Source organism: Hymenobacter endophyticus, assembly GCF_032464715.1.
Taxonomy (GTDB): domain Bacteria; phylum Bacteroidota; class Bacteroidia; order Cytophagales; family Hymenobacteraceae; genus Hymenobacter; species Hymenobacter endophyticus.
The window spans coordinates 56,600-83,025 of sequence record NZ_JAWDJT010000007.1 but is presented as its reverse complement, the minus strand read 5'-3'; the positions used below and the strand labels follow the sequence as shown (position 1 = coordinate 83,025).

The window sequence follows — 26,426 nt, the reverse complement described above, 5'->3', positions numbered from 1 at the left end:
AGCCGGAGGCGAAGCATCTCGCGTGCTGACGTTGCAAGAATAATTCAGATAGCAGTACGCGAGAGTTTCGTCACTGGCTCAAGGCGCCACATACTCTGCAGGACGTGCTTTCTGCACCACTATCCACACAGCCTGGCAGAAGATAGGGCATAAAAAAGCCTCTGCGGTGGCCGAGGCGCCCGCAGAGGCTTTTTCTGGGTAAAAAGAGTGGAGCAGAAAGCTACTATGTGCGTAGCGGGCAGATTAATGGCTGCCAGCCGTTGAGCCAGTATCGGGAGTCGACTCGCCCCGGCGGAATCCTTGTTTGTCGCGCGGGCCCTCGTCTAGGGCGCTATCCTCGTCGGTGGTAATATATTCGTTGGTGGTGGGGCCCAGGCCGCCGGTATTCTGCTTCAAGGCAGCTTCGGCCTCAGCGTGCTTCAGGTTGAACAGCGGGTCGCCGGGTTGGGGTTGCGAGTTCTGGTTTTTAGCTTGATTAGCCATACAGAGCAAGGCAGCAGCCGGAAAGTGAACGGTTGCCTTGCCTTGGTACGCACCCGTTTTGCCCAGGGTTTACCTCAGCAGCTACAGGATTTTGTTACCGCTCCAGGCTGTACTACCCACAGCTACCCAAAGGGCAATAAAAAAACCGCTACCCGGGGTAGCGGCCTTTTCCTTCGCATTGGTCGGCAAAATTTCATTCATCCACCCTACTCCTTTCGCCAAAGCCAATACTACGCGGGAAGAGCCTTCCTTTCCATAAACTCGACGCGCGCTGAATAATTAGTGAGTCAAAGGTAGATGAATGCGCAGGCGGCAGGGGCTTTATTTGACCAACGGCTGCGGATGGCCGGCCAATGCTTGCATCTGCCCGGCGAGGGTAGCGGGTAACGCCGTGAAGCCCGGATTGTAGGTTACCTTTGCCCCAGCTTTTCATCAATCTGCTGCCTCCCATGAGCGAATTTGCTGCCCCGGAAATCGACGAAAGCCATAACCCCTGGCACGTGCACGGCACCGAAATCAAGTACCAAAACCCCTGGATACAGGTGCGGGAAGACCAGATTACCAATCCGGCCGGTAACCCCGGCATTTATGGGGTGGTATCCATGAAGAACAAAGCTTTGGGTATTATTCCGGTAGATGAGCAGGGCAATACCTGGCTGGTAGGCCAGTACCGCTACACCCTGAGCGAGTACAGCTGGGAAATTCCGATGGGCGGTGGCCCAATTGAGCTGGATGTGCTACTCTCGGCGCAACGGGAGCTGAAGGAGGAAACCGGCCTGCTGGCCCGCCGTTGGACCAACCTGATGCGCCTGCACACCTCCAACTCGGTAACCGACGAAGAGGGGTTTGTTTTTCTGGCCCAGGAGCTGGAGCAGGGCGAGGTGGAACCCGAGGAAACCGAGGACCTGCGCCTGTGGAAGCTGCCTCTGCGGGAAGCGGTGGAACTGGTGATGAACGGCCGTATTACGGACGCCATCAGTATAGCGGGTCTGCTTAAGGCTGCCCGCGTATTGGGCATCTGAGCTGCGTGAAGAAGGGCCGATGCGCAGGATCAGCTGATGCCGACGCTACGCGTGTCAAGCAGGTTGCCGGCATCTTCTCAAAGCGTAGGATGAGGCTTGCCCAACGGCCTCATTTCTCCAGCTCTTCACGTTCCGCACATTTTCCACGCTAAATTTGTGCGTATGCTGCGTTTGCTTCGCTATATCGGTCATCGGCTATACACTACCTGGGCCACGTTCTGGTTTGTACTGCCTTTCGTGCTGACGTATCCCCTGCAATGGTATCTGAGCCGCCGGCCCCAGCACCACCGCTACCTGCACGCCCTTAACCGGCAGTGGGCCCGCCTGTTTATTCTGATGTGGGGCGTGCCCGTTGAAACCATTCGGAAGCAGCCGTTGCCACCCGGCCAGCCCTGTGTGTACGTGGCCAACCACAGCTCCTACATTGATATTCCGCTGCTATTTCGCTCTATTCCGGGCTGGCTGAACATCATGGGCAAAAGCTCCTTGGCAAAAGTACCGCTCTGGGGGCCCATCTTCGGCAGCGTGTATATCACCGTTGACCGCAGCAGTGCCGTGAGTCGGGGCCGGGCCATGGTGCAGGCCCGCCGCACGCTGGAAGCCGGCCGCTCAGTGGTCATTTTTCCGGAGGGCCGTATTGGTCAGCACCCCGGTCAGCAGCTGGATGAGTTCAAGGAAGGAGCTTTCCAGCTGGCTATTGCGGCGGGCGTACCTATTGTGCCGGTTACCATGCCCCTGAACCACCGCTTCATGCCCGACGTTGAGGGTCTGCGGGTGCGCTACTCCCCGCTGGCCATCATTCTGCATGAACCCATTCCGACAGCGGGCCTTACTGCCGAAGATGCGCCTGAGTTGAAACAGCGGGCTTTTTCCGTTATTGCCAGTGCGCTGCGCCCTCAAGCGGGTGGCATTCCTGAAGCCAGCACGTGGCGTAAACCCGCACCGGCCCCGCCGCCTGCCTGCCAACGTACTTCGGCTTAGGGCGTCGTCGTTTGCGTATTTTTGACTTTCAGCTTTTCATACTACTGTGAGCACCGACCTGAACACCCTGCGGGGCCTGGCCCATCTGGCCCGCCTCGAATTTGACGAAACCAAGGAGCAGCAAATGCTCGGCGACCTAAACAAAATTCTGGACTGGGTAGACCAGCTCCGCCAGCTTAATACCGACGATGTAGAGCCCCTGGTTCATCTGTCGCAGGAAATCAACGTGCTGCGCCCCGATGAATCCCGGAACACGGTGAGCCACCAGGCGGGTCTTAGCAACGCCCCGCGCAAGGATTCCGATTATTTCCGCGTACCCAAAGTGCTGGAATAGCCCCTGGTGTCGGTTCCTTTCCTTCCCGCAGCTTCGGCCCGCTCAGCTTGGTGGCGAGGCCCTTTGCTATTCTTGGCGCTGTGCATTACGCTGGCAGTAGCCCTAATTGGCTGGCAGTACGCCACCGCCGATGATGTGGTACTGCCTTTACGGCCCGTTGTTCAGCTTACGCCAGTTCCCGTAACGGTGGCTAACGTGGCCGTTGGTTTGGAAAAACTGCCAGTGCAGGCTAACGGCTACCTCGTAACCCAGACGTTTGATGTAGCTGGCCCCTTCCTGCAACCCAATGCTGCCCTGGCACTGGTGGTGCTAGTGGGCGTGGCCCTGGTGTATTTTCTGGCGGCTATCAGCAGCACTACCCGGCTGGTTTTTGTCGGGGGTATGGCCTTGGTCATTTTCCTGCTGATGTCGCTGAATGCCGACCTGCTGGGAGTATTTGATGTACAGAAGCAATACTTTCTGCTGCTTGCTCTGGCGCTGCTGGGTGGCCCGGCGTACTACTTCCACGCTTTCCGGCCCGAGGTGCCGCTGCTGCCCCGCCTCGGCGTTTTCGCACTGCTGGTAGGCGGGTTGGGGGCCGTGTTATTCTTCCGTAGTACCGGGACGCCAGAGGTGACGGCGCTGCACCTGAGCGCCTTTTTTACTGCCAGTGGAGCCGTTGCGTTTGCCCTGTTGGTTCTGTGGGTGGCGTTTGAGAATGTGCATGGCCTGCTGTGGCTGAATACTCAGGCTGATACCCCGGCGGGCCGCTATGGGCTGTGGCCGTTTCTGCTGGTCAGCGCTCTGTACCTGGGGATGCTCCTGCTGTATTATCTCAATCAGAGCGAGGTGGTGCTCCTGCCCGGCCTGCATCTCGACCCGTATGTGCTGCTGATTCCGGCCGTAGTGGTTGGGGGGCTTGGCTTGCGGCGGCGGGCAGCTACCTATCAGGAATGGGTACCGTATCCCGAAACTGTCAGGATTCTGTACGGTGTGCTGGTGCTTTTGGCCGCCGCGGTGCTCGGTTACGCCCTGGCTACGGCCAACGACCCCATGCTGCAAGCCGGCCGCGACTTTACAGTACTGGCATTTCTGTGCGTGGGCGCCGCGTTTTTGCTGTACGTGCTGCTGAATTTTGCGCCTTTGCTTCGGCAAAAGCTGCCGGTGTACCGGGTAGTGTTTGAGCCGCGCCGGTTTCCGTTCTACGCCATGTACATCCTGGGGCTTTCCGCCCTGCTGGTGGTAGCCCAACGCAGCAGCTTCTTCCTGCTCGACCAGGTGCAAGCCGCTTCCTTCAACAACCTCGGCGACTTGGCCCGCCTGGAAAGCGAGTACGCCCCCGACGACATGGCGCAGGCCTTGCTGGCTGAGCGCTACTATGCCGAGAGCGATGCGCTGGACCGCCACAACCACAAGGCCAGCCTAGGCCGGGCAGCCTTGTACCGGTTCCGGCTGCAGCGTCAGAACGAAATCAATATTCTGCGGCGGGCGCTGGCGCGGCGCCCTTCCGAGAAGATTTCCTTGCGCTTGGCGGCCCTCTACAACGAGCCTACTGACTTCTTTGACCGGCTGGCAATACTGCGGGAAGCACTGAAAGCCAACCCTAATAGCGCGGCCCTCAATGGCGACCTGGCCCAACTATACTCCCGCTCCTCCCTCACCGATTCCGTCGAGTTCTACCAGGCTCGTGCCGAGGCCGCGTCCTCGGGCAATGCTGTGTTAGAGGCGAATAAACTAGCCTATTTCATTCGGCAGCAGCAGTGGCCCCAAGCCCAGGAGCTAGCGCAGGCAAGCATTACCAGCCCCGACGATGCCCTCCAGAGCAACCGGCTTCTGCTAGCCAGGTTGGCCAATGAGCGAGCCACTACCACCACTCCGGCCTATCCTGATAGCGCACTCACGCCGGCCGGCTTTGCCCGGCTGTATCACGAGGCGCTGGGCCGCGCTTTGCAGCGTGATACCACGTTGTTGCCCCACCTGCCCGCACTGCTGGCTCACCCGGCTAATGAGGGGTACCACGACCAGCTTCTGTTTCTCAAGGCGCTAACCCAGCAGTACGGCGGCCAGTTGGTAGCGGCGCAAGGCACTCTGGCGCCCCTGGCTATCGGCTCAGGCCCGGGTGCAGGCTACTACCAGCAGTTACAAGGGCTTTGGCTGTTGCAGCAGGGCCTTCCCGCTCCGGCGGCCAGCCGCTTGCAGGAAGCCCGCGAAAACGGTGCTCCTACTGCTGCCTTACCCACTGCTTACGCCCTCGCCCTCGCCGGGCAGCCCGATTCAGCCCGCCAGATAGCCCGCCGTATTCCCCTCAATCCTGACCCGGCGGCTGGTTTGGTGGCGCAACGGCTGTTGACGATTCTGGAGCCTGATTTCCGGGGCCGCTTTGCCCAGGTTTCGGATTCTCTGCGCACGCAGTTTTTGGTCGTGCGCGGCGACGAGCTGCCCGCCACTGACCTCCTACCAGCCGCTGCTATTATTATAACTCCAGCTCTGCGTACCACTGCCACGCTTGCGCAACTGCCCCGCGCCTTGCAGCAGGGCCAGACAGCAGCCGTGCAGCAAACCTTGCAGCAAGTGGCTCCGCCGGTGCAGGCGGCCGGGGCATCCGCCTGGAACGTTATTAGGGGGGAGGTGTACGTGCGTACTCAGCAATGGCCAGCTTTGCAGCAGTTAGTGCAGCAGGGGCGTTTTGAAGGCTTCGACCAGTTCCAGCAGCTGTATTTCCGGGCAGCCCTGGCCGATGCCAACAAACAGCCTCAGAAAGCAACGGAGCTATACGCCCAGCTCACGCAGCAAGCCCCCTTTGTGGAGAATGGCCTGGTGGCGGCGGCAGGCTTTCACGCACGCCAACGCGACTATAACCTGGCCTACAACACTTTGCTGCGCGGCATCGAATACAACCCTGCCTCTGTCCCGCTGCTGAAGGCCTACATCTTAGCCTCTATTCCGGTTGGCCTCACTGAATACGCACAGTCGCCACTCTACCGGTTGGGCACATTGCTTTCCCCCGCAGATTACGCTACCTTTCGTACAGAGTATGAGACGCGGCGGGCCGCTCGGGCCACTACCGCTGCTCCCTGGAACTAACCCCAGCCCCCTCTCGGATATGCTGCCTCCCGTTATCCAAACCACCGATATTTCCAAGGTCTACCGGATGGGGACTGAGGAAATTCATGCGCTTCAGTCGGTATCCATTACCATTCAGCGCGGCGAGTACGTGGCCTTTATGGGCCCCTCAGGCTCCGGCAAATCCACCCTTATGAACATCGTGGGTTGCCTGGATACTCCCTCGGGCGGGCAGTATATCCTCAATGGTAAGGACGTCAGCAACATGACGGACAACCAGTTGGCAGATGTGCGCAACAAGGAAATTGGCTTCGTATTCCAATCCTTCAACCTGCTGCCCCGCGCCACTGCCCTCGATAATGTTGCCCTGCCACTGATTTACGCTGGCTATGGCAAGAGTGAACGGCAGGAAATGGCCCGTGAAGCCCTACGCAACGTAGGTTTGGCTGAGCGGGCCCTACACCGCCCCAACGAGCTTTCGGGTGGGCAGCGCCAGCGCGTAGCCATTGCCCGCGCCCTGGTAAACAGCCCCAGCATCATCCTGGCCGACGAACCCACTGGTGCCCTCGATACCCGCACCAGCCACGAGATTATGGAATTGTTTGAGGCACTGTACGTGCGGGGCAACACCATCATCATGGTAACCCACGAGGAAGATATTGCCCGCCATGCCCACCGCATTGTGCGTCTGCGCGACGGTCTGGTGGAAACCGATGTGGTGAACCACGACTTGGCTATCCATCAGTTAACTAGCCAGTGAGTGGCCGCTGGCTGCTAACATTTCAGTCCGTTGCGGGTAGTATAGCTTTCCAACCACCGTTTCTCCTGTTCGCTTGAAAATCTATACTAAAACCGGCGACAAGGGCCTGACTTCCCTTATTGGTGGCACGCGCGTACCCAAGTCCAGCCTGCGTATTGAGTGCTACGGCACTGTTGATGAGCTGAATTCCTACCTCGGCCTCGTGCGCGACCAGGATGTAAATGCTGGGCGGCGGCCATTGCTCAAGGAAATTCAAGACCGGCTGTTCACCATTGGCGCTTCCCTGGCTTCCGACCCCGAGAAGTCGAAGATGAAGATTCCGGATTTGCACGCCGAAGACGTAGTCTTGCTGGAACAAGAAATGGACCGCATGAACGATGGCCTACCGGAATTGCGGGTATTTGTGCTGCCAGGCGGGCATCAGTCCGTATCCTTTGCGCACGTGGCCCGTTGTGTATGCCGCCGGGCCGAGCGACTGGTAATTCACTTGCAACAGGATGAGTTCGTGGCCGAGTTGGTGGTCATGTACCTCAACCGCCTCTCCGACTTTCTGTTCGTGCTTAGCCGCCAGATGGCTCATGAGCTGCAGGCAGAAGAAGTGAAGTGGGAACCGCGCCTTTGAGGGCGGGCACCATCCCAAACTAACAAGTGTTCGGAAGAAATTCTGCACCTTTACTTGCCCGTTCTCCTACCACCTCCCCCACCCGTTCCGGCACTTTACCCCCCGCTACTTCGGTTGTAGCCGGCAGTTGGGCAGAGTGCCTCCACCTCCTTATCCCACCCCACTCCTCATGATTGACGCCTTGACCATTTCTACCAAGCGCACGGCCGCATCCCGCCTATCTGAGGTGGACTTTGACCACCTCGAATTTGGCAAAACCTTCGCTGACCACATGCTGGTAGTTGACTACCAGGACGGGGAGTGGCAGGAACCCCAGATTGTCCCTTACGGCGACATGCTGGTGAGCCCCGCCAACTCGGCCCTGCACTACGGGCAAGCCATTTTTGAGGGAATGAAGGCATACAAGAATACGGAAGACGACATCTTCATCTTCCGCCCCCTCGATAACCTGCACCGCCTCAACGCCTCTGCCGAGCGTATGTGCATGCCGGCGGTGCCCGAGGAGATCTTTATGCAGGGCCTGCGCCAGCTGATTCAACTGGATGCTGAGTGGGTACCCAACTTTACCGGTAGCGCCCTGTACATTCGTCCCTTCATGTTTGCTACCGATGGCATGCTGGGCGTGCGCCCCTCGGACGCTTACCGCTTTATGATTATTACCTGCCCCGTTGGGCTGTACTACAACAAGCCGTTACGGGTGCGTTTTGAGGAGAAGTATGTGCGCTCGGCTGAAGGCGGCGCGGGCTTTGCCAAAAACGCCGGTAATTACGGCGCGGCTATGTACCCCACCAAACTGGCCCAGCAGGAAGGCTATAATCAGCTTATCTGGACGGATGCTTCTGAGCACAAGTACGTGGAGGAATCCGGCACCATGAATGCCATGTTCGTCATCGACGGTCGTCTGGTAACGCCCGCTCTCAGCACTTCTATCCTGGATGGCATCACTCGCCGTAGCGTACTGCAACTGGCCCGCGACTGGGGTATGCCGGTGGAGGAACGGAAGGTTTCGGCTCTGGAAATTCTGAATGCTCACGCTAGCGGTACGCTGCAGGAGGCCTTTGGAGTTGGTACAGCCGCTACCATTGCGCCCATTGCCGTTATCGGCTACCAGGGCCAGGATTTTGAGCTACCCGCGGCTGGGGCCGATGCCTTCTCTAAGCGCGTTTCCGATGCGCTGGCGGCTATCCGGAGCGGCGAGGCTACGGATACGCACGGCTGGATGGTGCGCGTGTAGCTGGCCTACCACTCGTATATTTTTACGCTTGCGGAGTGCTTCCAGTGGAGGTGCTCCGCAAGTGCTTTTACGGGTCGGCTGATTTCTTCCGACCTTTCGGCCACCTTAGGCTTTTAGCCCCAGGTGTTTTTTATTTCACTCACGCATTTTTTTCCATGACCCAAGATCAGGTGAAGGAGTTGAAGGGCCGCGCTGAGGCCCTGAGGAGGTATCTTTGACTACGATGCCCGCAAAGCCCAGGTACTAGCTACCGAGCAGCAAACCACTACGCCTGGTTTCTGGGACGACTCCAAAAAAGCGGAGGCCGTTATGCGCGAAATCAAAGCCGTGAAGGTCTGGACGGACGACTACGAAGCCGTAGAGAAGATTCTTGGCGACGTAGAAGTGCTATTCGACTTCTACCGGGAAGGCGACGTTTCCGAGGAAGAAATGCAGCGCGAGTTCAGTGCTGCCGAGCAGGCGGTGGAGCGCCTGGAGTTCAAGCGTATGCTCTCCGATGAGGAGGATCAGCTCTCCGCCATTCTGGATTTCAACCCCGGCGCCGGTGGCACCGAAAGCCAGGACTGGGCCGAAATGCTCATGCGCATGTACATCATGTGGGGCGAGAAGCAAGGTTTCACGGTTCGGCAGGTTAGCTACCAGCCCGGGGAGGGCGCTGGCATCAAATCAGCCTCCCTGGAAATTGATGGACCGTTTGCCTATGGCTACCTGAAAAGCGAAATTGGGGTGCACCGTTTGGTACGCATGTCACCCTTCGATAGTAGCGGCCGGCGGCACACCTCTTTTGCCTCCGTATTCGCCTATCCGGTCGTTGATGATACCATCGACATCCAAATCAACCCCGGCGACATAACCTGGGACACATACCGGGCCGGTGGGGCCGGTGGCCAGAACGTGAACAAGGTAGAAACGGCCGTTCGGCTCAAGCACGCTCCCTCCGGCATCGTTATCGAATGTCAGATTGAGCGGAGTCAGCTCATGAACAAGGAACACGCCCTGCGTATGCTTAAATCCCGCCTCTACCAGCTAGAGCTGGACAAGCGCAACGAAGCCCGCGCCGTGGTGGAAGCCGGCAAAAAGCGCATTGACTTCGGCTCCCAAATCCGCAACTACGTGCTGCACCCATACAAGCTCGTCAAAGACCTACGCACCGGCATCGAGCGCACCGACGTGCAGAACGTGCTGGATGGCGACCTGGAAGAGTATATTAAAGGATATTTGATGCAGAATTAGCCCTTCATTTTCCGCGCAAAAAAGGCCCCGAATAATTGTTCGGGGCCTTTTTATGTTACAGTACTTTCAGCTTACGGGTTGGTGGCGTCCCAGGCCTTTTCGGCAGCTGGCTTAGGCATATTGGCAATCAGGTTGTACGGGCTGGAGCTGAACGCCAGCGTCTGAATGGGCGTAGAGGCTGGGTCCACCGTTACCACTGGCTTCAAACGGTTTGTACGTCGCAGATCAACGAAATACTGGCCTTCAAAGAACAGCGAATACCGGCGCTGCTTAATAATTTCGTCCATGGCTCTGAGCAGGGAGGTGAAGGAGCCTGCCGGCAGAGCGGCCAGGTTACCGGCCCGGGTGCGAATGATATTGACATCGGTAAGAGCCCCGGCCAGATTACCGCTATTAGCCTTGGCTTCGGCCGAAATCAAGATCAACTCCTCATTGCGGATGATGTCGAGCGAAGTTGTGTTGGTGGGGAATAAACGGGATTCGTAAGCCAGAGAAATACCACCGGTTACCCGCGGCGCTGTGCGTAGCGCCACTTTGCTCAGACGCGCATCCCCGGCTTCTGCCTCTGTTACAAAGTTATCTGGCACGCCGATAACGTTGGCTCCCGTGTTGTTGGCTACTTGGAAATACGTATTGCCGGCATCCCCGGCAATGGCTGGATTGAAGGTAATTTTCGGCCCAAGCTTCAAATCCGCGGTGGTGCTGATGAACGAGGAGCCAAGCGCGGCAAGTGCTCCCGTATAATCGCTCTGATACAAGGCCACCCGCGCCGCCAAAGCCCGATTGAATTGCTTAAATGTAGCTGGGGTGTTGAATCCTGTATAGCCAGAGGATAATGAGAAACCGAAGCTACTGCCGGCTTGGTCCAACTCACTGGCTCCTTGGTCCAGCAGTTGCCGGATGTTGGTTAGGGCCTCGGCTGGCGTAACGAATTTGCCCGGTTTCAGCGGATCATCCACAGCAATACGAATGCCATTGGCCCCTTGCAGGTTTAGCAGCAGCAGTTTGGACAAGGCCTCGTAGGTATGCGTAAAACCAGCAATACCCTGGCGTTGCTCAGCTGTAACGGCTTGGCTGTTATTAGCCGACTCCCGGTACACCTGTGCTGCCCGGCGCGTTTGGGCCAGGGGGGTATAATAGCCATTGTAGTAGGCAGCATCATCTAGGGTAGTGCGGGTGCCTTGCAACTCCCCGTACCAGCGAGATTCTGTGGAGGCCAGGATAGTTACTTCCCGCCCTAGCGTACCCGCCAACCAGTTATACGGAGCATTGCCGTTGTGTACATTGCGCAAAGAGGCTTCAACGCCAACAGCCAGGGCATCGAGCTGCGCCTTGCTGGCGTTGCTCAGCACGGAGCCAAGGCTGGGGTTGTTAGGATCCTCTACGGCTTCTACATCAAAGAAACCGCAGGAGGTTGTGCCTAGTAACCCCAACACCACGGTGGCGGTTACTAGCTTCTGACGAAAATATTGCATGAGAGTGAAATGCTGATGTGGAGAGGAATTCAAGGCTAGAAGTCAATATTGACGTGGAAGAAAATCCGTCTGGTGCTCGGGTAGCTAGCCACGTCTACCTGAGCAAAATTGGACGTTGAGCCAAAGTTGGATACTTCCGGGTCGTAGCCCACGTAATCCGTCCAGGTAATCAAATTGTTCCCTGAAACTCCAATCCGAATGTTTTGCACATACTCCTTAAACAAGCTGGTGCGCAGGCGGGCCGGTAGCGAGTAGTAGATGGATGCTTCCCGCAAACGCACGTATCCTGAGTTCTGAATAAACTCCCGGGCCGTCAGCCCCTGGCGGTACAGGCCGTTGGGCACTCCTGACTCCGGACTAGGCGTGCTCCAGTCCTCGGTTGTACCTCCCTCATCCTTCAGTAAACGGCTCAGGTTGCTGTTATAGCCGTCTTTCTTCCAGTGCAACAGAAACGACACATCAAAGCTTCGCGCAATGGTCAGCGAGTTCAGGAAGGACATCTGGAAGGTGGGCTGAGCATCCTCGTAGCGCGTCAGCCCGCTGAAGTTTGGGCTATTGGGGTCGGCGGGGGTACCGTACCAGCGGGAGGGCGATTCGCCCACCACAAACACGTTCCGCCCGAATGTGGCTCCGAAGCCAGAACCAGTGTTGAACGGAGGCACTACCAGCGGATCAGTGTAAAGCTTGGTTACCTCAGAGCGGTTCAGCCAAAACTGCGTAGTCGAGTTCCAGTTGATAAAATTGCTGCGCACCGGATTTATGTTCAGCGCCAGTTCCAGCCCTTGATTGCGCAAATCACCCACATTGTACGCCCGAATAGATGTTAGACCGGTAGCTGGTGCTAGTGCGTAGGTATTGATCAGGTCAAATACCTTTTTATTATACACCGAGGCCTCCAGACCAATGCGGTTTTCCAGAAATCCTAGGTCAATTCCTAATTCCAACTCAGAAGCAGTTTCCGGCTTGATGTCAGGATTTCCGAGCAGTGTTGACGTCAGCAGGCCGGGCCGCCCCCCGGTAGAAGTAGCTACCAACGGGGAGTACAGACCACCGAAGAAAGCCGGGCCGCCGGTTTCTCCGTAAGCGGCGCGTAGTTTCACTAAGTTCACCGCATCAAATGACCAGAACCCGAACTTGGCAATGTTAACGGCCAAGGATGCCTTGGGGAAGGCATAGTATTTTTCAGGGTCGCCGTTCCGGTTCGATTTATCAAAACGAACCCCGGCCGTTGCAATAATCTGGTCCCGGAAGTTAGCTTCCTGCTGAGCCACAAAGCCCAAATCAGCCTCTTCAGTAATGGTAGTTTCCTGCGTTGTTACGGTGCCCCGGTTAGGCGTATAAGGCGGGCCGGGCGACAGGTTTTGCCCCTGGTTATACGTCAGGTTCTGTTTCTGCGACAGGCGGACGGTACCTGCCTGTGAAGTAAGGCTAACAGCATCCCCCAGTTTCCAGTCATAAATCAGGAAGCCCTGCAGGTTGGAGTTGAAGAATTGGTTTTTGGCCACCCGAGCTGCCCCCGGCAAGGCCAGGCTACGCTGCGACTGCATGTCGGAGGGCAACGCCAGCAAGGCATTGCTGCTGGAAAAATCGACCCCACCCTGGGCCGCAAAACGCAACGACGACGACTCCTTATCAATCAGCCGCACCGTTAAGCTGGCCGTTTGTACGTAGCGGTTCGTTGTTTCCTCATTAATAGCTCGCTCCACTACGGCCAGCGGATTGTCGCCCGTGTATTCCGAATCGGGGAATTGCCCTAACTCGTTCTTGTTGAGCTGAGCGTAGCTAGGAATATAGGCCAACGTATAGCCCAGCGCCACTCCCCGGTTGTCATTCCCGGTAAATCCCCGGCGGTTCATCGAGTTAATATAGTTGGCGCTTACGCCCAAATCAACCCGCTCACCAATCTTGTGGTCCACGTTGGCCCGAATAGAGTGGCGCTCAAAGCCCGTTCGCTTCACAATACCTTCTTCGTTTGTGGTAGAGCCCGATACAAAAAACTTTGTCCGCTCATTACCACCCGAAATGCTCAGCCCAGTGTTACGCAGGAAAGCAGTGTTGCCATAAATCTCCTTCTCGTAGTCGTGGATATTGCCCGAAGCTTGTGCTGCCGCCAACTTTGCTTTTTCACTTGCGCGAGTAGCATTCACGCCCGCTATCTGAGCCGGCGTAGCATTGTTAGGATAAGCGTAATAGGTATCTATCTTGCTGTCCGTCCAGTCCTCTTTCCCTAGCAGGCGCCATGCCTCGGCATACCCCAAATCCTGGTTAAAGCTGATACGCGTTTTCCCGGCAGCTCCTCGTTTTGTTTTAATAATTACAACCCCAGCGTTAGCTCGCGTCCCATAAATGGCCGCTGCGCTTGGTCCTTTGAGAATTTCAATACTCTCAATGTCATTAGGGTTGAGGTCGGAAAGGCGGTTTATACCGTTGTCTTGGCTAGTGCGTCCTGTGCCGGCAGCTGCCCCGCTGAAAGCAGCAGCTCCGGCACCGTTGCCCACTTCGGCATTCACAGCATATACCCCATCAATAATGTAGAGTGGTTGGGAGCTGCCGTTAATAGTAGAGATACCCCGCAACTGCACCGATAAGCCCCCTCCCGGCGCACCGCTTGTTTGGGCAATATTGGCCCCAACAACTTTCCCACTCAGTGCTGCATCAACCGTAACGGGCCGCGTACTTCCCGTCAGTTCCTTTGCCGATATAGTGGTAATAGCATTGGCCAAATTAGACCGCTTAACGGAGGTGGCCAACCCGGTTACTACTACCTCATCCAGCGCGCGTGAGTCGGCCGATAGTGCTACCGCAAATGTGGAACTGGCGCCGATAGCACGCTCCGCTGTTACAAAGCCTACCGAGCTAAAGACTAAGGTGGAAGCAGTTGCAGGCGCACTGAGAGTGAATGAGCCGTCGCTGTTAGTAGAGGCCCCGACAGTAGTACCCTTGACGAGTACAGTAACGCCCGGCAGCCCCTGACCACTGGCTGAATCCGTGACTCGGCCAGAGATTTCGCGGTTCTGGGCGGCCACCTGCTGCAACAGAATGGGGGAGGCCAGAAACGCAGAAAGTAATGTTTTCCGCATGTGAGTGAGTGTTGAGAAAAATGAAGGGAAGGGCACTAAAATCAGTTGACAACAGGATTATTATCAAAAATATACCCAATATATTATGTTTTTCATAATCAACTAATATATTCAATACAATATATATTTTCTGTTTACAGGCACTAGATCAGTCTTGCAACATTCCAAGTGATGTGCTACAGCATTGTGAATTAGCTACCTAGCAGAGTGTGTTATTCAATAGGTTGGTAATTATCAGGGCAAATTGTTCTATTATTGCTAACAGGAGCCGGCACCACATGATTATTGCGTGAATAAATATAACATTTCGCGCCGAAACTTGCATGCCATGCTGCTGCTGGCTTTTTTTAGAAGTTGGGAAGCGTTCCATCCATTCATCATCACTCACCTTTCTCACATTTCACACTCACTTTATTATGCGTAAAGCACTATTTAGTGCGGTTTTGATCTCGCCTATCCTGTTGCAGCAGGTGGCCGCTCAAAACCGCGAGATTTCCGGCCGGGTCACTGACCGTGGTAATGGTCAAGGTCTGCCGGGCGTTACCGTGCTGGTGAAAGGCACTACCATTGGTGCCTCTACCAACAGCGACGGTTCATTCACCATTAGCGCCCCTACTACTGCTTCTACCCTGGTTTTCAGCTCGGTAGGCTTTGTAACGGTAGAGCGTGCTATCGGCACCGAAACTAATATTTCGGTAGGTCTGGCCGCTGACACCAAAGTTCTTGGTGAAGTAGTGGTAACGGCTTTGGGCCGCGAGCAAGAGAAAAAGACGCTGGGTTACTCCGTACAGGACGTTCAGGGAGCAGCTTTGACGCAGGCCCGCGAGTCTAACGTGGTGAACTCGCTGCAAGGCAAGCTCGCTGGTGTTCAGATTTCGAACAGCCAGGGTGCCGTTGGTAGCTCGTCACGTATCGTAATCCGGGGTGCCAAAACCATTGGTAACAACCAACCCCTGTTCGTAGTTGACGGCCAGCCCATTGACAACTCTTCGTACGCCAACAGTGGCCCGAACGGTGGTGTTGACTACGGTAACGCTGCTTCTGACATCAACCCCGACGATATTGAGAGCATCTCGGTACTTAAGGGTGCAAACGCCGCCGCTCTGTACGGTTCGCGGGGCGCAAACGGTGTAGTAGTTATTACAACCAAATCAGGCCGTAAATCCCGTGGTCTGGGTATTGCTGTAAACAGTACTACCTCTTTCGAAAGCGTACTGAAGCTGCCCGACTACCAGAACGAATATGGCCAAGGCAACGGAGGTGAATTCTCGTTCGTTAATGGTCGCGGTGGTGGAGTCAACGACGGGGTGGATGAAAGCTGGGGTCCCCGTTTGGACGGCCGCCTGATTCCTCAATTCAACTCGCCCGTAGAAAACGGTGTGCGTCAGGCTACTCCTTGGGTAGCTAATCCTGATAACGTCCGTAATTTCTTTGAAACTGGCCGCACGTTCACCAACAACATTGCCCTTTCGGGTGGCAACGAGAAGGCTGGGGTTCGTCTTTCTTATACCAACCTCACCCAGAATGGTATTCTCCCGAACACCTTCATCCGTCGTAATACGGTAAACCTGAATGGTGGTGCTGACCTCACGGACAAGCTGAAATTCAGCACGAACGTGAACTACGTGCAAAACCGGGGCCGTCGTCCGCAGCTGGGCTATAATGCTCAGAACGTAATGCAGCAGTTCGTATGGTTTGGCCGTCAGGTAAACATTGCCGAGCTGAAGGACTACAACCGGGGTGGCCAGAAATATAACTGGAACTATAACTACCACAACAACCCCTACTTTACGCTCTACGAAAACCTCAACGACGACCGTCGTGACCGTGTAATCGGTAACATTACGTTGAGCTATTCGCCCACCTCTTGGCTGACGCTGACAGGCCGTACCACTAACGACTTCTATAACGAATTCCATACTCGCCGGATTGCTCAGGATGATATTGAGCAGTCCATCGTAGACGATTACACCGAGGAGAGAATCTATGCCTTGGAGCGTAACACGGAATTCCTGGCCACCGTTACCCGTAACCTCACGGAGGACGTAACGCTGGACTTCTTGGTTGGTGCTAACCGTCGGGATGCCCGTTCAGAAACTGGCGCAACTGCCGTCAGCAACCTGGCAATTCCTGGTCTGTATACGCTTGACAACTTCTCAACGCCGCTTACAGCTAACAGCCGTAACTACCGTCGTCGGGTAAACAGCTTGTACTCTTCCGTCAAGTTTGGCTATAAGGACTTCCTGTTCGTGGGTGGTACAGCCCGTAACGACTGGTCTTCTACGCTGCCAAACAGCGACAACTCTTACTTCTATCCTTCGGTTGACGCTAGCTTGGTGCTGACGGAAGCCTTCAAACTGGAAGATTCTTTCCTGTCGTTTGCCAAGCTGCGCGGCGGTTACGCTGAAGTAGGCTCCGACACTGATCCGTATCGTCTGAATGACGTGTACCTCAGCGGTGGCCTGCCATTCGGCTCCCAGCCAACGGTTACCACTTCCAACGCCCGTCTGAACCCTAACCTGAAGCCTCAGCGTAGCCGTTCTACCGAAGTTGGTGCCGAAGTTCGCTTCTTCCAGAATCGCCTGGGCCTGGAACTGACCGCGTATAAAAACAACACGGTTGACCAGATCATCAACTTGCCGGTAACTGCTGCTACGGGCTACACTACTACGCTGGTAAACGCCGGGGAAATTTCCAACAAAGGTTTGGAAGGTATCCTGACCATCTCTCCCCTGAAGCCCGAAAGTGCTTTCCAGTGGACGCTGACGGCCAATGCTGCTGCTAACCGCAACCGCGTAGAAAGTCTGCTGCCCGGTATCAACAACCTAGTATTGGGTGGAACCTGGAGCCTAAACGTGGAAGCCCGCGTAGGGGAGCCATATGGTGCCCTGTTTGGCAACGGCTACCTGCGCGTACCAGATGGTCCTTACAAAGGAGAAGTTATCTACTCAGCAGATGGTCTTCCAGTTGTTGACCCAACCCGCCGGGTACTTGGTAACTACACCCCCGATTGGTTTGGTGGTCTGAACAACGAATTCTCCTTCAAAGGCGTGAATTTCAGCTTCTTGCTGGATACTCGTCAGGGCGGCGAGGTATACTCCGTAACCAACACCTGGGGTAACTACGCCGGGGTGCTGAAAAACTCACTGGCCGGCCGCGAAGGTGGTGTAGTTGGCAAAGGTGTAGTACAGAACGCTGACGGTAGCTACAGCCCCAACACTGTTGCAGCTGATGCCGAGACGTATTACAAAGAAACATACGTTAACGCTCTGCACGAGCCAAGTGTATACGATGCTTCTTTTGTGAAGCTGCGCGAAGTGAAACTGGGTTATCAGTTGCCCAAAGGCATTATCGGTAAAACGCCTTTCAAAACCATTGGGGTTTCCTTCGTTGGTCGTAACCTGTGGCTGATTTCGTCGAAAGCTCCCAACATCGACCCCGAAACTTCCTTCAACAGCGGTGATGTTCAGGGCTTGGAGTTCGGTCAGATTCCCTCGACTCGGAGCTACGGTTTTAATATAAACCTGACTCTGTAAATCACTGAACTCTTTTATTAGGCACCGCTGTTTTCGCAGCGGTGCCATTAAGAAACAGCTTTACTGCTCATGAAATCTTCATACAAAAAACTAGCTCTGTTATTTCCGCTAGCCCTGTCTTTGGGTGCTTGCGAAAGTGACTTCGACAAAATCAACACCAACCCCAATAACTCGGAGGTTGCGCAGCCTAACTTGCTGCTCACGCAAATTATCCGCTCCAACGTTACTCGTTCTTGGGACGTAGCGGCGAACATGGATGGTGGTCTGCTGATTGTGCAGCACTGGGCCAAAATTCAGTATACCAACGAAGACCGTTATTCTTTCCGCCCAGCGGCTATTCAGGCACTGTGGGATGGTTTCTACGCTGGTGGTCTGCAGGATGCCAACGTGGTCATCAACCAGGGTAAGGCTGCCAACAATGCCTCTTACCAGGGTGTTGGACTCGTCATGCGCTCCTGGCAGTTTTCACTGCTGACGGATATGTTTGGTGACATTCCATATTCGCAGGCACTGCAAGCCGACAAATTCGTTTCGCCGGCTTATGATGCGCAGCAGGACGTTTACAAGGGGTTGCTAGCCGACCTTAAAACGGCTTCCGATTTACTGGCCAGCAAGCAGGGCAGCATTCAGGGCGACATTCTATACAACGGTGACACTGAAAAATGGCGCCGCTTTGCCAACTCGCTGCGTCTGCGCTTGGCTATGCGGATTGCTGATGCTGATCCGGCTACTGCGCGTGCTGTAGTTGCTGAAGTTCTGGGTGCTGACAACGTGTTCCGCTCCAACAGCGACAACGCCCGGTTGGTATTTTTGGACGCCACGTTCCCGAACGACAACCCCGTATACGAAACGTATAAAACGCGTGACGACCACCGGGTAAGTGAAACGCTCGTAACGCGTCTTAAAGCTGTTAATGACCCCCGTTTGGCTGTATATGCCGACCGTCCGGTTGCTGGTGGCGACTACAAGGGTGTGCCGAATGGTTTATTGGCGGCTGATGCTACCGCATTAGGTCTCGAGAAAACCTCACTCCCTGGTATTGCTTTCCGCCGCGAAACCTCACCTGCTGTGCTGATGACGTACGCGGAGGTGCTGTTTTTCAAAGCTGAAGCCATTCAGCGTGGATTCGTTACTGGTGTAGCAGCTACGGAATATAACGCCGCCATTACGGCCTCCATGAATCAGCATGGTATTACTGACGGCGCAGCTATTACTACGTACTTGGCTCAGGCTGATGTAGCGTACAACCCTGCTTCTTACAAAACCAGCATTGGCAACCAGAAATGGATTGCTCTGTTTGGCCAAGGTTTGGAAGCATGGTCGGAATGGCGTCGTCTTGATGCTCCTACCCTGACTGTAGCTCGTCGTCCGGTGACTGCTGCTGGTGGTAAAATCCCCGTACGCTTCCTTTATCCTACTCAGGAACAGTCGATCAACCAAGCTAGCTACTCAGCTGCTGTTGCCCGTCAGGGCGCCGACCTTCTGACCACTAAACTGTGGTGGGATAAATTCTAGCACAGATAGTTCATCCACAAAAAAAGGCTCTCACGTTACGTGAGAGCCTTTTTTTGTGGATGAACTAAATACTATTTTCAAGTCTTGTAGCTTGCATATTGTTTAGAACCGCAATTCTCCTTTCACACTACTTCTCGGCAACTTATCGTGCGTCCTTCAATTTCATCCGGGGTCATCACTCTTGTCTTGTGCTTGGTTTCCGTGCTTGTGTGTAAACCTGTTTGGGCACAGAATAAGGCAGTTACTTACGCTCAAGATATTGCCCCTATCGTTAGCCGAAATTGTGTTTCGTGCCATAAGCCTGGGGGGGCAGGGCCATTTTCTTTAACCTCCTATGAGGAGGTATTTCGTCACCGTAAAACCATTCAGGCTGTGACGAAAAACCGTTACATGCCTCCGTGGAAGGCTGATCCGCACTACGTCTCTTTTGCTAACGAACGGCGCCTTACTGATTCTGAGATTCAACTAATCAGCCGTTGGGTTGAGAAAGGTGGCCCGCAAGGTAGTGGGGCTTCCAGTGTTGCACTGGTACAGGCAGCAACTGATGTACCGAACAAACCGGATATGGTACTGCAGCCGAAACAGGCCTTGGAGATTAAGGGCGACGGAAACGAGACATTCGTAATTTTTAAAATTCCTTTTGAGCTGCCTCAAGGTAAAGCAGTCAAAGCCCTCGAGTTTATTCCGGGCAACCGTAAACTAGTGCATCACGCCAACTTTGCAGTCCAGGCAGTTGGCAAAGAGGTAGACATTTACCGGGGCAGTGAGGTAGCTCTATCGGATCAGTTTCAAACAAATCTGGGAGAATTTCAGCCCTTTATGCAGGATGTAGTCTACTACGGTGGCTGGATTCCTGGAGCCAGCCCACAAAGCTTCCCTGCTGGCATGGGTTTCACGATGCCAACACGGGGAGTTATTCTACTAACCATGCATTATGGCCCTTCCGGTGTGCCTGCTCAGGACCTTTCCAAGCTAAATATCTATTTCTCCTCCGCCCCTATCACTCGGGTTGTGCAGGCAACCAGTATAGGTTCAGGAGGTATTGGTGAGATTGAGCCCCCCCTGATTATTCCGGCAGATAGCGTCAAGACATTCCGGGTAGATATGGTTACGTCTCTTGACCTATCTGTCCTGTATGTGTGGCCCCATATGCACTTACTAGGCAAAAACTTCGAAGCCTGGGCTACTACCCCCGATAATCAGACGCTACCAATGGTCAAAATACCAGAGTGGGATTTTCGCTGGCAGGAGTCTTACAAGTTTAAGAACCTACTGCATATACCAAAAGGCTCCACTATTCACATACGCGGCACATACGACAACACTTCGCAGAATCCCAACAATCCATTCAGCCCCCCCCAGATGATCATATCTCAGGACCTGATGGAATCTAGGAGCGAGATGTTGAATCTGATTATGCTCTTCCTGGAGTACAAGCCAGGTGATGAACACATGAACTAGATAGGCTGTAGGCTTACCGATAGAGGCATTTTTAAAGTGCCGACTAACTTCTGTTAGTCGTGATAAATAGCACTCTCACCCGCTAATACCGATTATTAAACGTGATTTATCATTTTTTTCAAACCCAGTTGCCTGGTTTTCAATTTTTGGGCTGTATTTTTAGGATTCATTCAGATATACACTGGATAAAGCGCGCTTCTTTTCAATTCTCTGCTTCATGAAAAAACACCTACTGCTAACAGCCCCGCTATTGGTGGCTGCTATGACTCAGGTAATGGCTCAGACACGAGCTGTTTCTGGTCGCATTACGGACCGCGCAACCGGAGAAGGTCTTCCGGGCGTAACGGTTCTAGTAAAAGGTACTACTACCGGCGTTTCCACTAATTCTGACGGTTCTTTCACTCTGAATGTTCCGGCTGGAGCCACAACGCTCAGCGTTTCCTCAGTTGGTTTCATTACGCAGGAAGTTCAGCTAGGCAATGAAACGTCTTTCAACATTGGCATAGCCGCTGATACCAAGACGCTGAGCGAGGTTGTAGTGACTGGCTACGGCGGTTCGCAGGACGTAAAGGATATTACGGGCTCGGTTGCCACCATCAAAGCCGATAAATTTCTTAATCAGCCAGTCTCCAGCTTAGACCAAGCTCTTACTGGTCGGGCCGCCGGGGTACAGGTAACCAGCACGGGTGGTACACTCGGTGATGGGGTAGCCGTACGCATCAGGGGTGCCAATTCTATCAGCGGCAGTTCGCAGCCCCTGTATGTAGTGGACGGTGTGCCAGTAAGCACTCGGGAAAATGCCAACGTATTCAATGGTGGCAACGGTACTCGGTACAACCCATTGGCTGACATTAACCCTAACGATATTGAATCGGTGGACGTTTTGAAAGACGCTTCCGCTTCTGCTATCTACGGTTCACGAGCCGCTAACGGAGTAATTATTATTACAACGAAGCGTGGTAAGGCTGGCAAAAATAACATCTCCCTTAACTCCTACGTTGGCTGGAATGAACCAGTGCGCCTTCCCAAACTGCTGAATGGGGACGATTTCAACGCTATCCAGAACGAAAAGGCATTCAACCGCTATGGAGCGGGAACTGCTAATTCGGTTATTGCCCGCGACATTGACCTAAACGGGGACGGCCAGGCCGACCGCACCGACTGGTTGAAAGAGGTATTCCGTACAGGCTTCTCGCAGAACTATCAGGTAGCTTTGTCAGGCGGCAATGATAAAGCCAGCTATTACGGCTCAGGCGATTATTCCGACCAGAATGGTATCATCAATACCAACAGACTGCGTCGTGGCTCGGTCCGCCTGAACCTGGATATTACCCCTAAGAAATGGCTGAAAGCAGGTGTAAGCGCCAACTACGCTCAGTCGCAGAACAACGGGGTACTAACGGACGGCTATTTGGCCGGGGCAACCGTTTCTGGCTTCAATGCAGCGCCTAACGTACCAGTATACGGTACGGATGGACAGTATTACCTCAACGCAGCGGGTAACCTGGGTAGTGGCAATAACACCACCACTGCTGCCTTCATTGCCAACAACGTAAGCCACCCCCTTGCGGTGCTGGAACTGAACCGGAACGCCAATACGTCGCGCCGCTTGCTCTCCAATGGGTACGTAGAAATCCAGCCAATCCAAGGCCTTCGGATTACGTCCAAGTATGGGGTTGACTACCTCGACAACTTCGAGGACCAGTACAGTGACAGCCGTCTGTCGGGCCTAGGCCGCTCTTATGGCGGTCTGGTGCAAAATAACCGGTTGGACCGGACGCAGTGGAACTGGCAGAACTATGCCAACTACAACAAAACATTCGCCGAAAAACACACTGTAACGGCTACCGCTGGTTTAGAATACCAAGAAACGCAGGAGAAGCAAGTATATACTGGCGCGCCGGGCTTGGCCGATCCTAAATTCAACACCATTCTGGACGGGTTGTTTTCCGGTACACCCTTCGCTGGTGGTACTGCTTTCGGCAATGCATTCCGCTCCGTTTTCGGCCTGGCATCTTACGACTACGCCAACAAATACTACGTACAGTTTGCCTTGCGAGCTGACGAAGACTCGCGCTTCGGTGCTGAGAACCGTCGGGGCGTATTCCCTGCTGTTTCCGCTGGCTGGCGGATTTCGGAGGAGGCGTTCATGCAGAACTATGAGTTTGTTTCTAACCTGAAGCTGCGTGGTAGCTACGGCCTAGTAGGTAACTCGAACGGTATTGGCTCCTACGCATCACGGAACTTGGCAGGAGGCGCTCAATACACAGAGCTGAACGGCTTCGGTATTTCGCAAATTGGCAACAACGAGATTAAGTGGGAAACGTCCCGCAAACTGGACGTCGGCCTTGATGTCGGCTTTCTGCAGAACCGCGTCAACCTGGTATTCGACTTCTTCAATACCAACATCAGCGGTTTGCTGCTTGCTGCTCCCATTCCTACCCAATTCGGGGTGCCTGGAGGCTCCATCTTCCGGAACGTAGGCTCCATGTACAACCGCGGGGTAGAAGCATCCCTTTCTACGACCAATATTGAAACCGAAAGTGGGTTCCGGTGGGTTTCCTCTATCAACGGAACAGTTATCAAAAACCGTGTTACCGGTCTGAATGATCCGGCTGATTTGCCAGGCGGTGTACAGGTAGCTAGCATTGGCCGGTCGTTGGGTGTATATAAACTCGTACGCTGGGCCGGTGTAAACCCCGCCAATGGTAATGCTCAGTTTTTAACTGCATCTGGTGAGGTTAAACAGTATGATCCGGTTGTAGGCGCCTACCGTAATACATCGGGCGACTTGACTACTCCCATCACGCAGGCTGACGCAGTATACACGAAGGCTGGGGGTTACCCGACTTACTACGGAGGCTTTGACAACACCTTCAGCTTCAAAGGCATCGAGCTGGGTGTGTTCTTACAGTTCAGCGGAGGTAACAAAATCTATAACTCCTCCCGCGCTCAGCTGATGACTAACCTCTATAACAACAACATAGAGGAAATCAAAGAGCGTTGGACCACTCCTGGTCAGGAAACGGACGTACCGCGTCTTTACCTCGCCGACAACCTGCCCAACCAAGCCTCTACTCGCTGGCTGGAGAACGGGGATTTCCTCCGTCTCCGTCAGATCAACTTAGGCTACAACTTGCCGAAAGGATTGTATGAGCGCTTTGGCCTGAACAACTTGCGCGTTTACGGTCAAGTACAAAACGCTTTTGTTATTACGAACTACAAAGGCATTGACCCAGAGGTAAACTCTAACCGCAACAACAGTAACATTGCTTTCGGGGTTGATAACCGGTCAGTACCTCAGCCTCGTAGCTACACCCTTGGCCTCAACATCAGCCTCTAATTTCCGCTTTCATGAAATACCATTCTCAGATATTGTGGAAAGCTATCCTTTCCGCAACTCTAATTGGCACCCTTCCTGCGTGTGATATTCTGGACCAGGAGCCACCAACTGCTTTTACCATCGACGAAACATTTGCTGATGCTACCCGCATTGAAAAGTCGTTGATTGGAGTATATGACGGTTTACAAAACGCTGAATTTCTGGGTGGCCGTGCGCTGATTTATTCAGATATCCGGAGTGGCGACACAGACGTACCAACTTATTTTGGTAACGTAGGACGCTACCAGATGCTTTCTACTGATGGGTTTGCAGCCAGCTCATGGGCAGGAGGTTACCGGACCATCTTTACAGCCAACTCCTTCATTCAAAACCTGGCAGCCAACTCCGGTAAATCGTCGGCTGCTCTGGAAGCACAGTATACGGCCGAGGCCAAGAGCATACGCGCCTTAGCTATGTTCCACTTAGTCAATCTGTTTGCTCAACCATACGGTTTCACCGCTGATGCCTCGCATCCTGGAGTCGTTTTGCAACTAACCGCTCCTAAGTCGGCAGCAGAAGCGTTTGATCCGGCATTGCGCCAGGCTCGGGCAACTGTGAAGGAGGTGTACGACCAGATTGAAAAGGATCTGCTGGAATCCATTCCTGTGTTGCCTGCTACCTACGCTGGTGCTAACTCCAATATTCGAATCTCGAAGGGAGCTGCTCAAGCCTTGTTGTCACGCGTATACCTGTATAAGGCTGACTACACCAAGGCCGCCGACTTGGCTGGCCAAGTTATCACAACTGGAGGTTATACGCTGAATGCCAGCCCATTGACTCCATTTCGCACCTACAATACCAAGGAGTCTATCTTCTCGGTGGCTATGAACCCCGCTGACAATCCCAATACCAACAATGCTATTGGACAGCATTATGGCCCGGATCGGAGAGCGGATATCACCATCACGCCTTACTTCAACCTGACTTCGTTGTCGACAACTGACTTGCGCCGTACGCAACTGATTGATTCCAGAGGGACCAACCGGTTTACGGCCAAGTTCAACCTTGTAGATAACTATGTTCCAATTGTGCGTTACCCTGAAGTGTTGCTGAACCGCGCAGAGGCTTTGGCACAGTTGAACGGAGTAAACACAGAGTCGATTACGCTACTGAACCAAGTACGTAGCCGTTCTACCACTGCTTATCCAGCAACGTCCTTCCTTACCAAAGCAGCCCTGATTGACGCCATTCTGGAAGAGCGTCGCTTGGAACTGGCTTTCGAAGGCCACCGGTTGTACGACCTGCTCCGCTACAAGCGTGACATTCCGCCGCATAGCACAATTGCTACAGCAATTAAGTACAACGATCCGCGAGTTATCTTCCCCATTCCGGATCAACAGATTCGTTTAAATCCTAACCTGGTACAAAATCCCAGCTATTAAGGATCTGATAAAAAAAGCCCTGGTGAATCACCAGGGCTTTTTTTTATTGACCGGCTTATATGGTATCAATTCGAGTTACTACTTCTGATGTCATTTTATCACTTTGCAACCACGCTACTATCCTAGACGCAACTTCGGCTGGCTTTACCAGTTGGCCCCCCCTATGCAATCCGAGAAATTTATCTGCCTCACTAAAGTGTTGCACATCAGCTGAGCGGATGTGCTCCTGCATAGCCGTGTCGAGCACACCAGGCGCGAGGCTGCGAATCCGGACACCGGTACCGCGGATATCCTGCTCTTTCTGGGCGGTGCGGGAAAGGGCATCGAGGGCAGCTTTGGAGGCGGAGTAGGCGGCCCAGCCATCCACGGGCCGTTGAGCGGCACCGCTGCTGATGTTGAGAATAGTACGGGTTACTGGTAGGCCAGAATACGTACGCAGGAAGGTGTTCATGAGCATGGCCGGCGCTATTAGGTTCACATCGAATACAAACTCAAAGTGCTCATTCTGCTGTTCCCCCATGTAGCCTATTTCGCCTACCACACCTGCATTGTTAATGAGGGTGATGCTGCTAGCCTCAGAAAAGGGAGGAAATACCTTATGCAGGTTGTTCTGCACAGCCAGCATATCAGACAAATCGAGGGGTTGATGCTGGTAGCGGGGATGCGCAATGGTGGCGTGGCGCGACACGCCTAGTACAAACGTGTCTGGCTGCTGCAGCAGCGTTTCAGCAAGGGCCTTGCCCAGTCCACGGCTGGCTCCGGTGATGATGTAGTAGTGCATAGTATGGTGAGTAGGAACGGGGTATTCAGCCATACGGCAAAACAAAAAAAGAGGCAGTGCTACTGCCTCTTTTACCGGTAATCTGCTGCTTGTTCTGAACCGC

General features: G+C 54.2%; 17 protein-coding genes. 13 read left to right on the top strand and 4 right to left on the bottom strand.

Features of this window, described 5'->3' with window-relative positions; translation table 11 throughout:
• Positions 1–243: 243 nt before the first annotated feature.
• A complete protein-coding gene (locus ROI90_RS11805; RefSeq protein ID WP_315998551.1) occupies positions 244–483 on the bottom strand; it encodes a hypothetical protein in 240 nt (79 codons plus the stop codon).
• A gap of 449 nt (positions 484–932) precedes the next feature.
• Here ROI90_RS11805 and ROI90_RS11800 point away from each other — a divergent pair, with 449 nt between their 5' ends.
• From ROI90_RS11800 to prfB, 8 genes are all read left to right on the top strand, one after another.
• Positions 933–1,505, top strand: a complete 573-nt coding sequence (locus ROI90_RS11800; protein WP_315998550.1) for an NUDIX hydrolase — start codon at positions 933–935, stop codon at positions 1,503–1,505.
• Between the two features lie 162 nt (positions 1,506–1,667).
• Positions 1,668–2,486, top strand: a complete 819-nt coding sequence (locus tag ROI90_RS11795; protein ID WP_315998549.1) for a lysophospholipid acyltransferase family protein — start codon at positions 1,668–1,670, stop codon at positions 2,484–2,486.
• A gap of 46 nt (positions 2,487–2,532) precedes the next feature.
• A complete protein-coding gene (gatC, locus tag ROI90_RS11790; RefSeq protein ID WP_315998548.1) occupies positions 2,533–2,820 on the top strand; it encodes an Asp-tRNA(Asn)/Glu-tRNA(Gln) amidotransferase subunit GatC in 288 nt (95 codons plus the stop codon).
• A 72-nt stretch (positions 2,821–2,892) separates the two neighbouring features.
• Positions 2,893–5,883, top strand: coding sequence for a hypothetical protein (locus ROI90_RS11785; protein WP_315998547.1), 2,991 nt, complete (start codon positions 2,893–2,895; stop codon positions 5,881–5,883).
• A gap of 19 nt (positions 5,884–5,902) precedes the next feature.
• A complete protein-coding gene (locus tag ROI90_RS11780; protein ID WP_315998546.1) occupies positions 5,903–6,622 on the top strand; it encodes an ABC transporter ATP-binding protein in 720 nt (239 codons plus the stop codon).
• 73 nt (positions 6,623–6,695) lie between these two features.
• Positions 6,696–7,244 carry a cob(I)yrinic acid a,c-diamide adenosyltransferase gene (locus ROI90_RS11775; protein WP_315998545.1) on the top strand — a complete coding sequence of 183 codons (549 nt, stop codon included), beginning with the start codon at positions 6,696–6,698 and terminating at the stop codon, positions 7,242–7,244.
• A 169-nt stretch (positions 7,245–7,413) separates the two neighbouring features.
• Complete coding sequence (locus tag ROI90_RS11770) at positions 7,414–8,478, top strand: branched-chain amino acid aminotransferase (protein WP_315998544.1); 1,065 nt, start codon at positions 7,414–7,416, stop codon at positions 8,476–8,478.
• A gap of 155 nt (positions 8,479–8,633) precedes the next feature.
• Positions 8,634–9,711, top strand: a protein-coding gene (gene prfB / locus ROI90_RS11765; protein WP_315998543.1) for a peptide chain release factor 2 whose coding sequence is annotated in 2 segments (ribosomal slippage) — positions 8,634–8,693 and positions 8,695–9,711 — 1,077 coding nt in all. Because the reading frame shifts where the segments join, the coding sequence is not laid out codon by codon here.
• Positions 9,712–9,782: 71 nt separating this feature from the next.
• Here the strand turns inward: prfB and ROI90_RS11760 are convergent.
• Together ROI90_RS11760 and ROI90_RS11755 are read right to left on the bottom strand one after the other, a co-directional pair.
• Complete coding sequence (locus tag ROI90_RS11760; RefSeq protein WP_315998542.1) at positions 9,783–11,186, bottom strand: RagB/SusD family nutrient uptake outer membrane protein; 1,404 nt, start codon at positions 11,184–11,186, stop codon at positions 9,783–9,785.
• A 35-nt stretch (positions 11,187–11,221) separates the two neighbouring features.
• Positions 11,222–14,266 (bottom strand): SusC/RagA family TonB-linked outer membrane protein, encoded by a 3,045-nt coding sequence (locus ROI90_RS11755; RefSeq protein ID WP_315998541.1) that lies wholly within the window; start codon positions 14,264–14,266, stop codon positions 11,222–11,224.
• Positions 14,267–14,682: 416 nt separating this feature from the next.
• On the opposite strand from ROI90_RS11755, the gene ROI90_RS11750 reads away from it, so the two are divergent.
• From ROI90_RS11750 to ROI90_RS11730, 5 genes are all read left to right on the top strand, one after another.
• Positions 14,683–17,802 carry a SusC/RagA family TonB-linked outer membrane protein gene (locus ROI90_RS11750; protein WP_315998540.1) on the top strand — a complete coding sequence of 1,040 codons (3,120 nt, stop codon included), beginning with the start codon at positions 14,683–14,685 and terminating at the stop codon, positions 17,800–17,802.
• A gap of 69 nt (positions 17,803–17,871) precedes the next feature.
• On the top strand, positions 17,872–19,317 hold the full coding sequence (locus ROI90_RS11745; RefSeq protein ID WP_315998539.1) for a SusD/RagB family nutrient-binding outer membrane lipoprotein: 1,446 nt from the start codon (positions 17,872–17,874) through the stop codon (positions 19,315–19,317).
• Positions 19,318–19,689: 372 nt separating this feature from the next.
• Positions 19,690–20,778, top strand: a complete 1,089-nt coding sequence (locus ROI90_RS11740; RefSeq protein WP_315998538.1) for a cytochrome c — start codon at positions 19,690–19,692, stop codon at positions 20,776–20,778.
• A 217-nt stretch (positions 20,779–20,995) separates the two neighbouring features.
• Positions 20,996–24,121 (top strand): SusC/RagA family TonB-linked outer membrane protein, encoded by a 3,126-nt coding sequence (locus ROI90_RS11735; RefSeq protein ID WP_315998537.1) that lies wholly within the window; start codon positions 20,996–20,998, stop codon positions 24,119–24,121.
• A gap of 11 nt (positions 24,122–24,132) precedes the next feature.
• Positions 24,133–25,542: a RagB/SusD family nutrient uptake outer membrane protein gene (locus ROI90_RS11730; protein WP_315998536.1), complete on the top strand. Its 1,410-nt coding sequence runs from the start codon at positions 24,133–24,135 to the stop codon at positions 25,540–25,542.
• Positions 25,543–25,597: 55 nt separating this feature from the next.
• Here the strand turns inward: ROI90_RS11730 and ROI90_RS11725 are convergent, their stop codons facing one another.
• Positions 25,598–26,356 carry an SDR family NAD(P)-dependent oxidoreductase gene (locus tag ROI90_RS11725; RefSeq protein WP_315998535.1) on the bottom strand — a complete coding sequence of 253 codons (759 nt, stop codon included), beginning with the start codon at positions 26,354–26,356 and terminating at the stop codon, positions 25,598–25,600.
• Positions 26,357–26,426 lie beyond the last annotated feature (70 nt).

Bases quoted from the DNA above. Each gene is read 5' to 3' on its own strand.
- ROI90_RS11805 (WP_315998551.1), bottom strand. From the start codon at position 483: ATGGCTAATCAAGCTAAAAACCAGAACTCGCAACCCCAACCCGGCGAC.
- ROI90_RS11800 (WP_315998550.1), top strand. From the start codon at position 933: ATGAGCGAATTTGCTGCCCCGGAAATCGACGAAAGCCATAACCCCTGG.
- ROI90_RS11795 (WP_315998549.1), top strand. From the start codon at position 1,668: ATGCTGCGTTTGCTTCGCTATATCGGTCATCGGCTATACACTACCTGG.
- ROI90_RS11780 (WP_315998546.1), top strand. From the start codon at position 5,903: ATGCTGCCTCCCGTTATCCAAACCACCGATATTTCCAAGGTCTACCGG.
- ROI90_RS11770 (WP_315998544.1), top strand. From the start codon at position 7,414: ATGATTGACGCCTTGACCATTTCTACCAAGCGCACGGCCGCATCCCGC.
- ROI90_RS11760 (WP_315998542.1), bottom strand. From the start codon at position 11,186: ATGCAATATTTTCGTCAGAAGCTAGTAACCGCCACCGTGGTGTTGGGG.
- ROI90_RS11755 (WP_315998541.1), bottom strand. From the start codon at position 14,266: ATGCGGAAAACATTACTTTCTGCGTTTCTGGCCTCCCCCATTCTGTTG.
- ROI90_RS11750 (WP_315998540.1), top strand. From the start codon at position 14,683: ATGCGTAAAGCACTATTTAGTGCGGTTTTGATCTCGCCTATCCTGTTG.
- ROI90_RS11745 (WP_315998539.1), top strand. From the start codon at position 17,872: ATGAAATCTTCATACAAAAAACTAGCTCTGTTATTTCCGCTAGCCCTG.
- ROI90_RS11735 (WP_315998537.1), top strand. From the start codon at position 20,996: ATGAAAAAACACCTACTGCTAACAGCCCCGCTATTGGTGGCTGCTATG.
- ROI90_RS11730 (WP_315998536.1), top strand. From the start codon at position 24,133: ATGAAATACCATTCTCAGATATTGTGGAAAGCTATCCTTTCCGCAACT.
- ROI90_RS11725 (WP_315998535.1), bottom strand. From the start codon at position 26,356: ATGGCTGAATACCCCGTTCCTACTCACCATACTATGCACTACTACATC.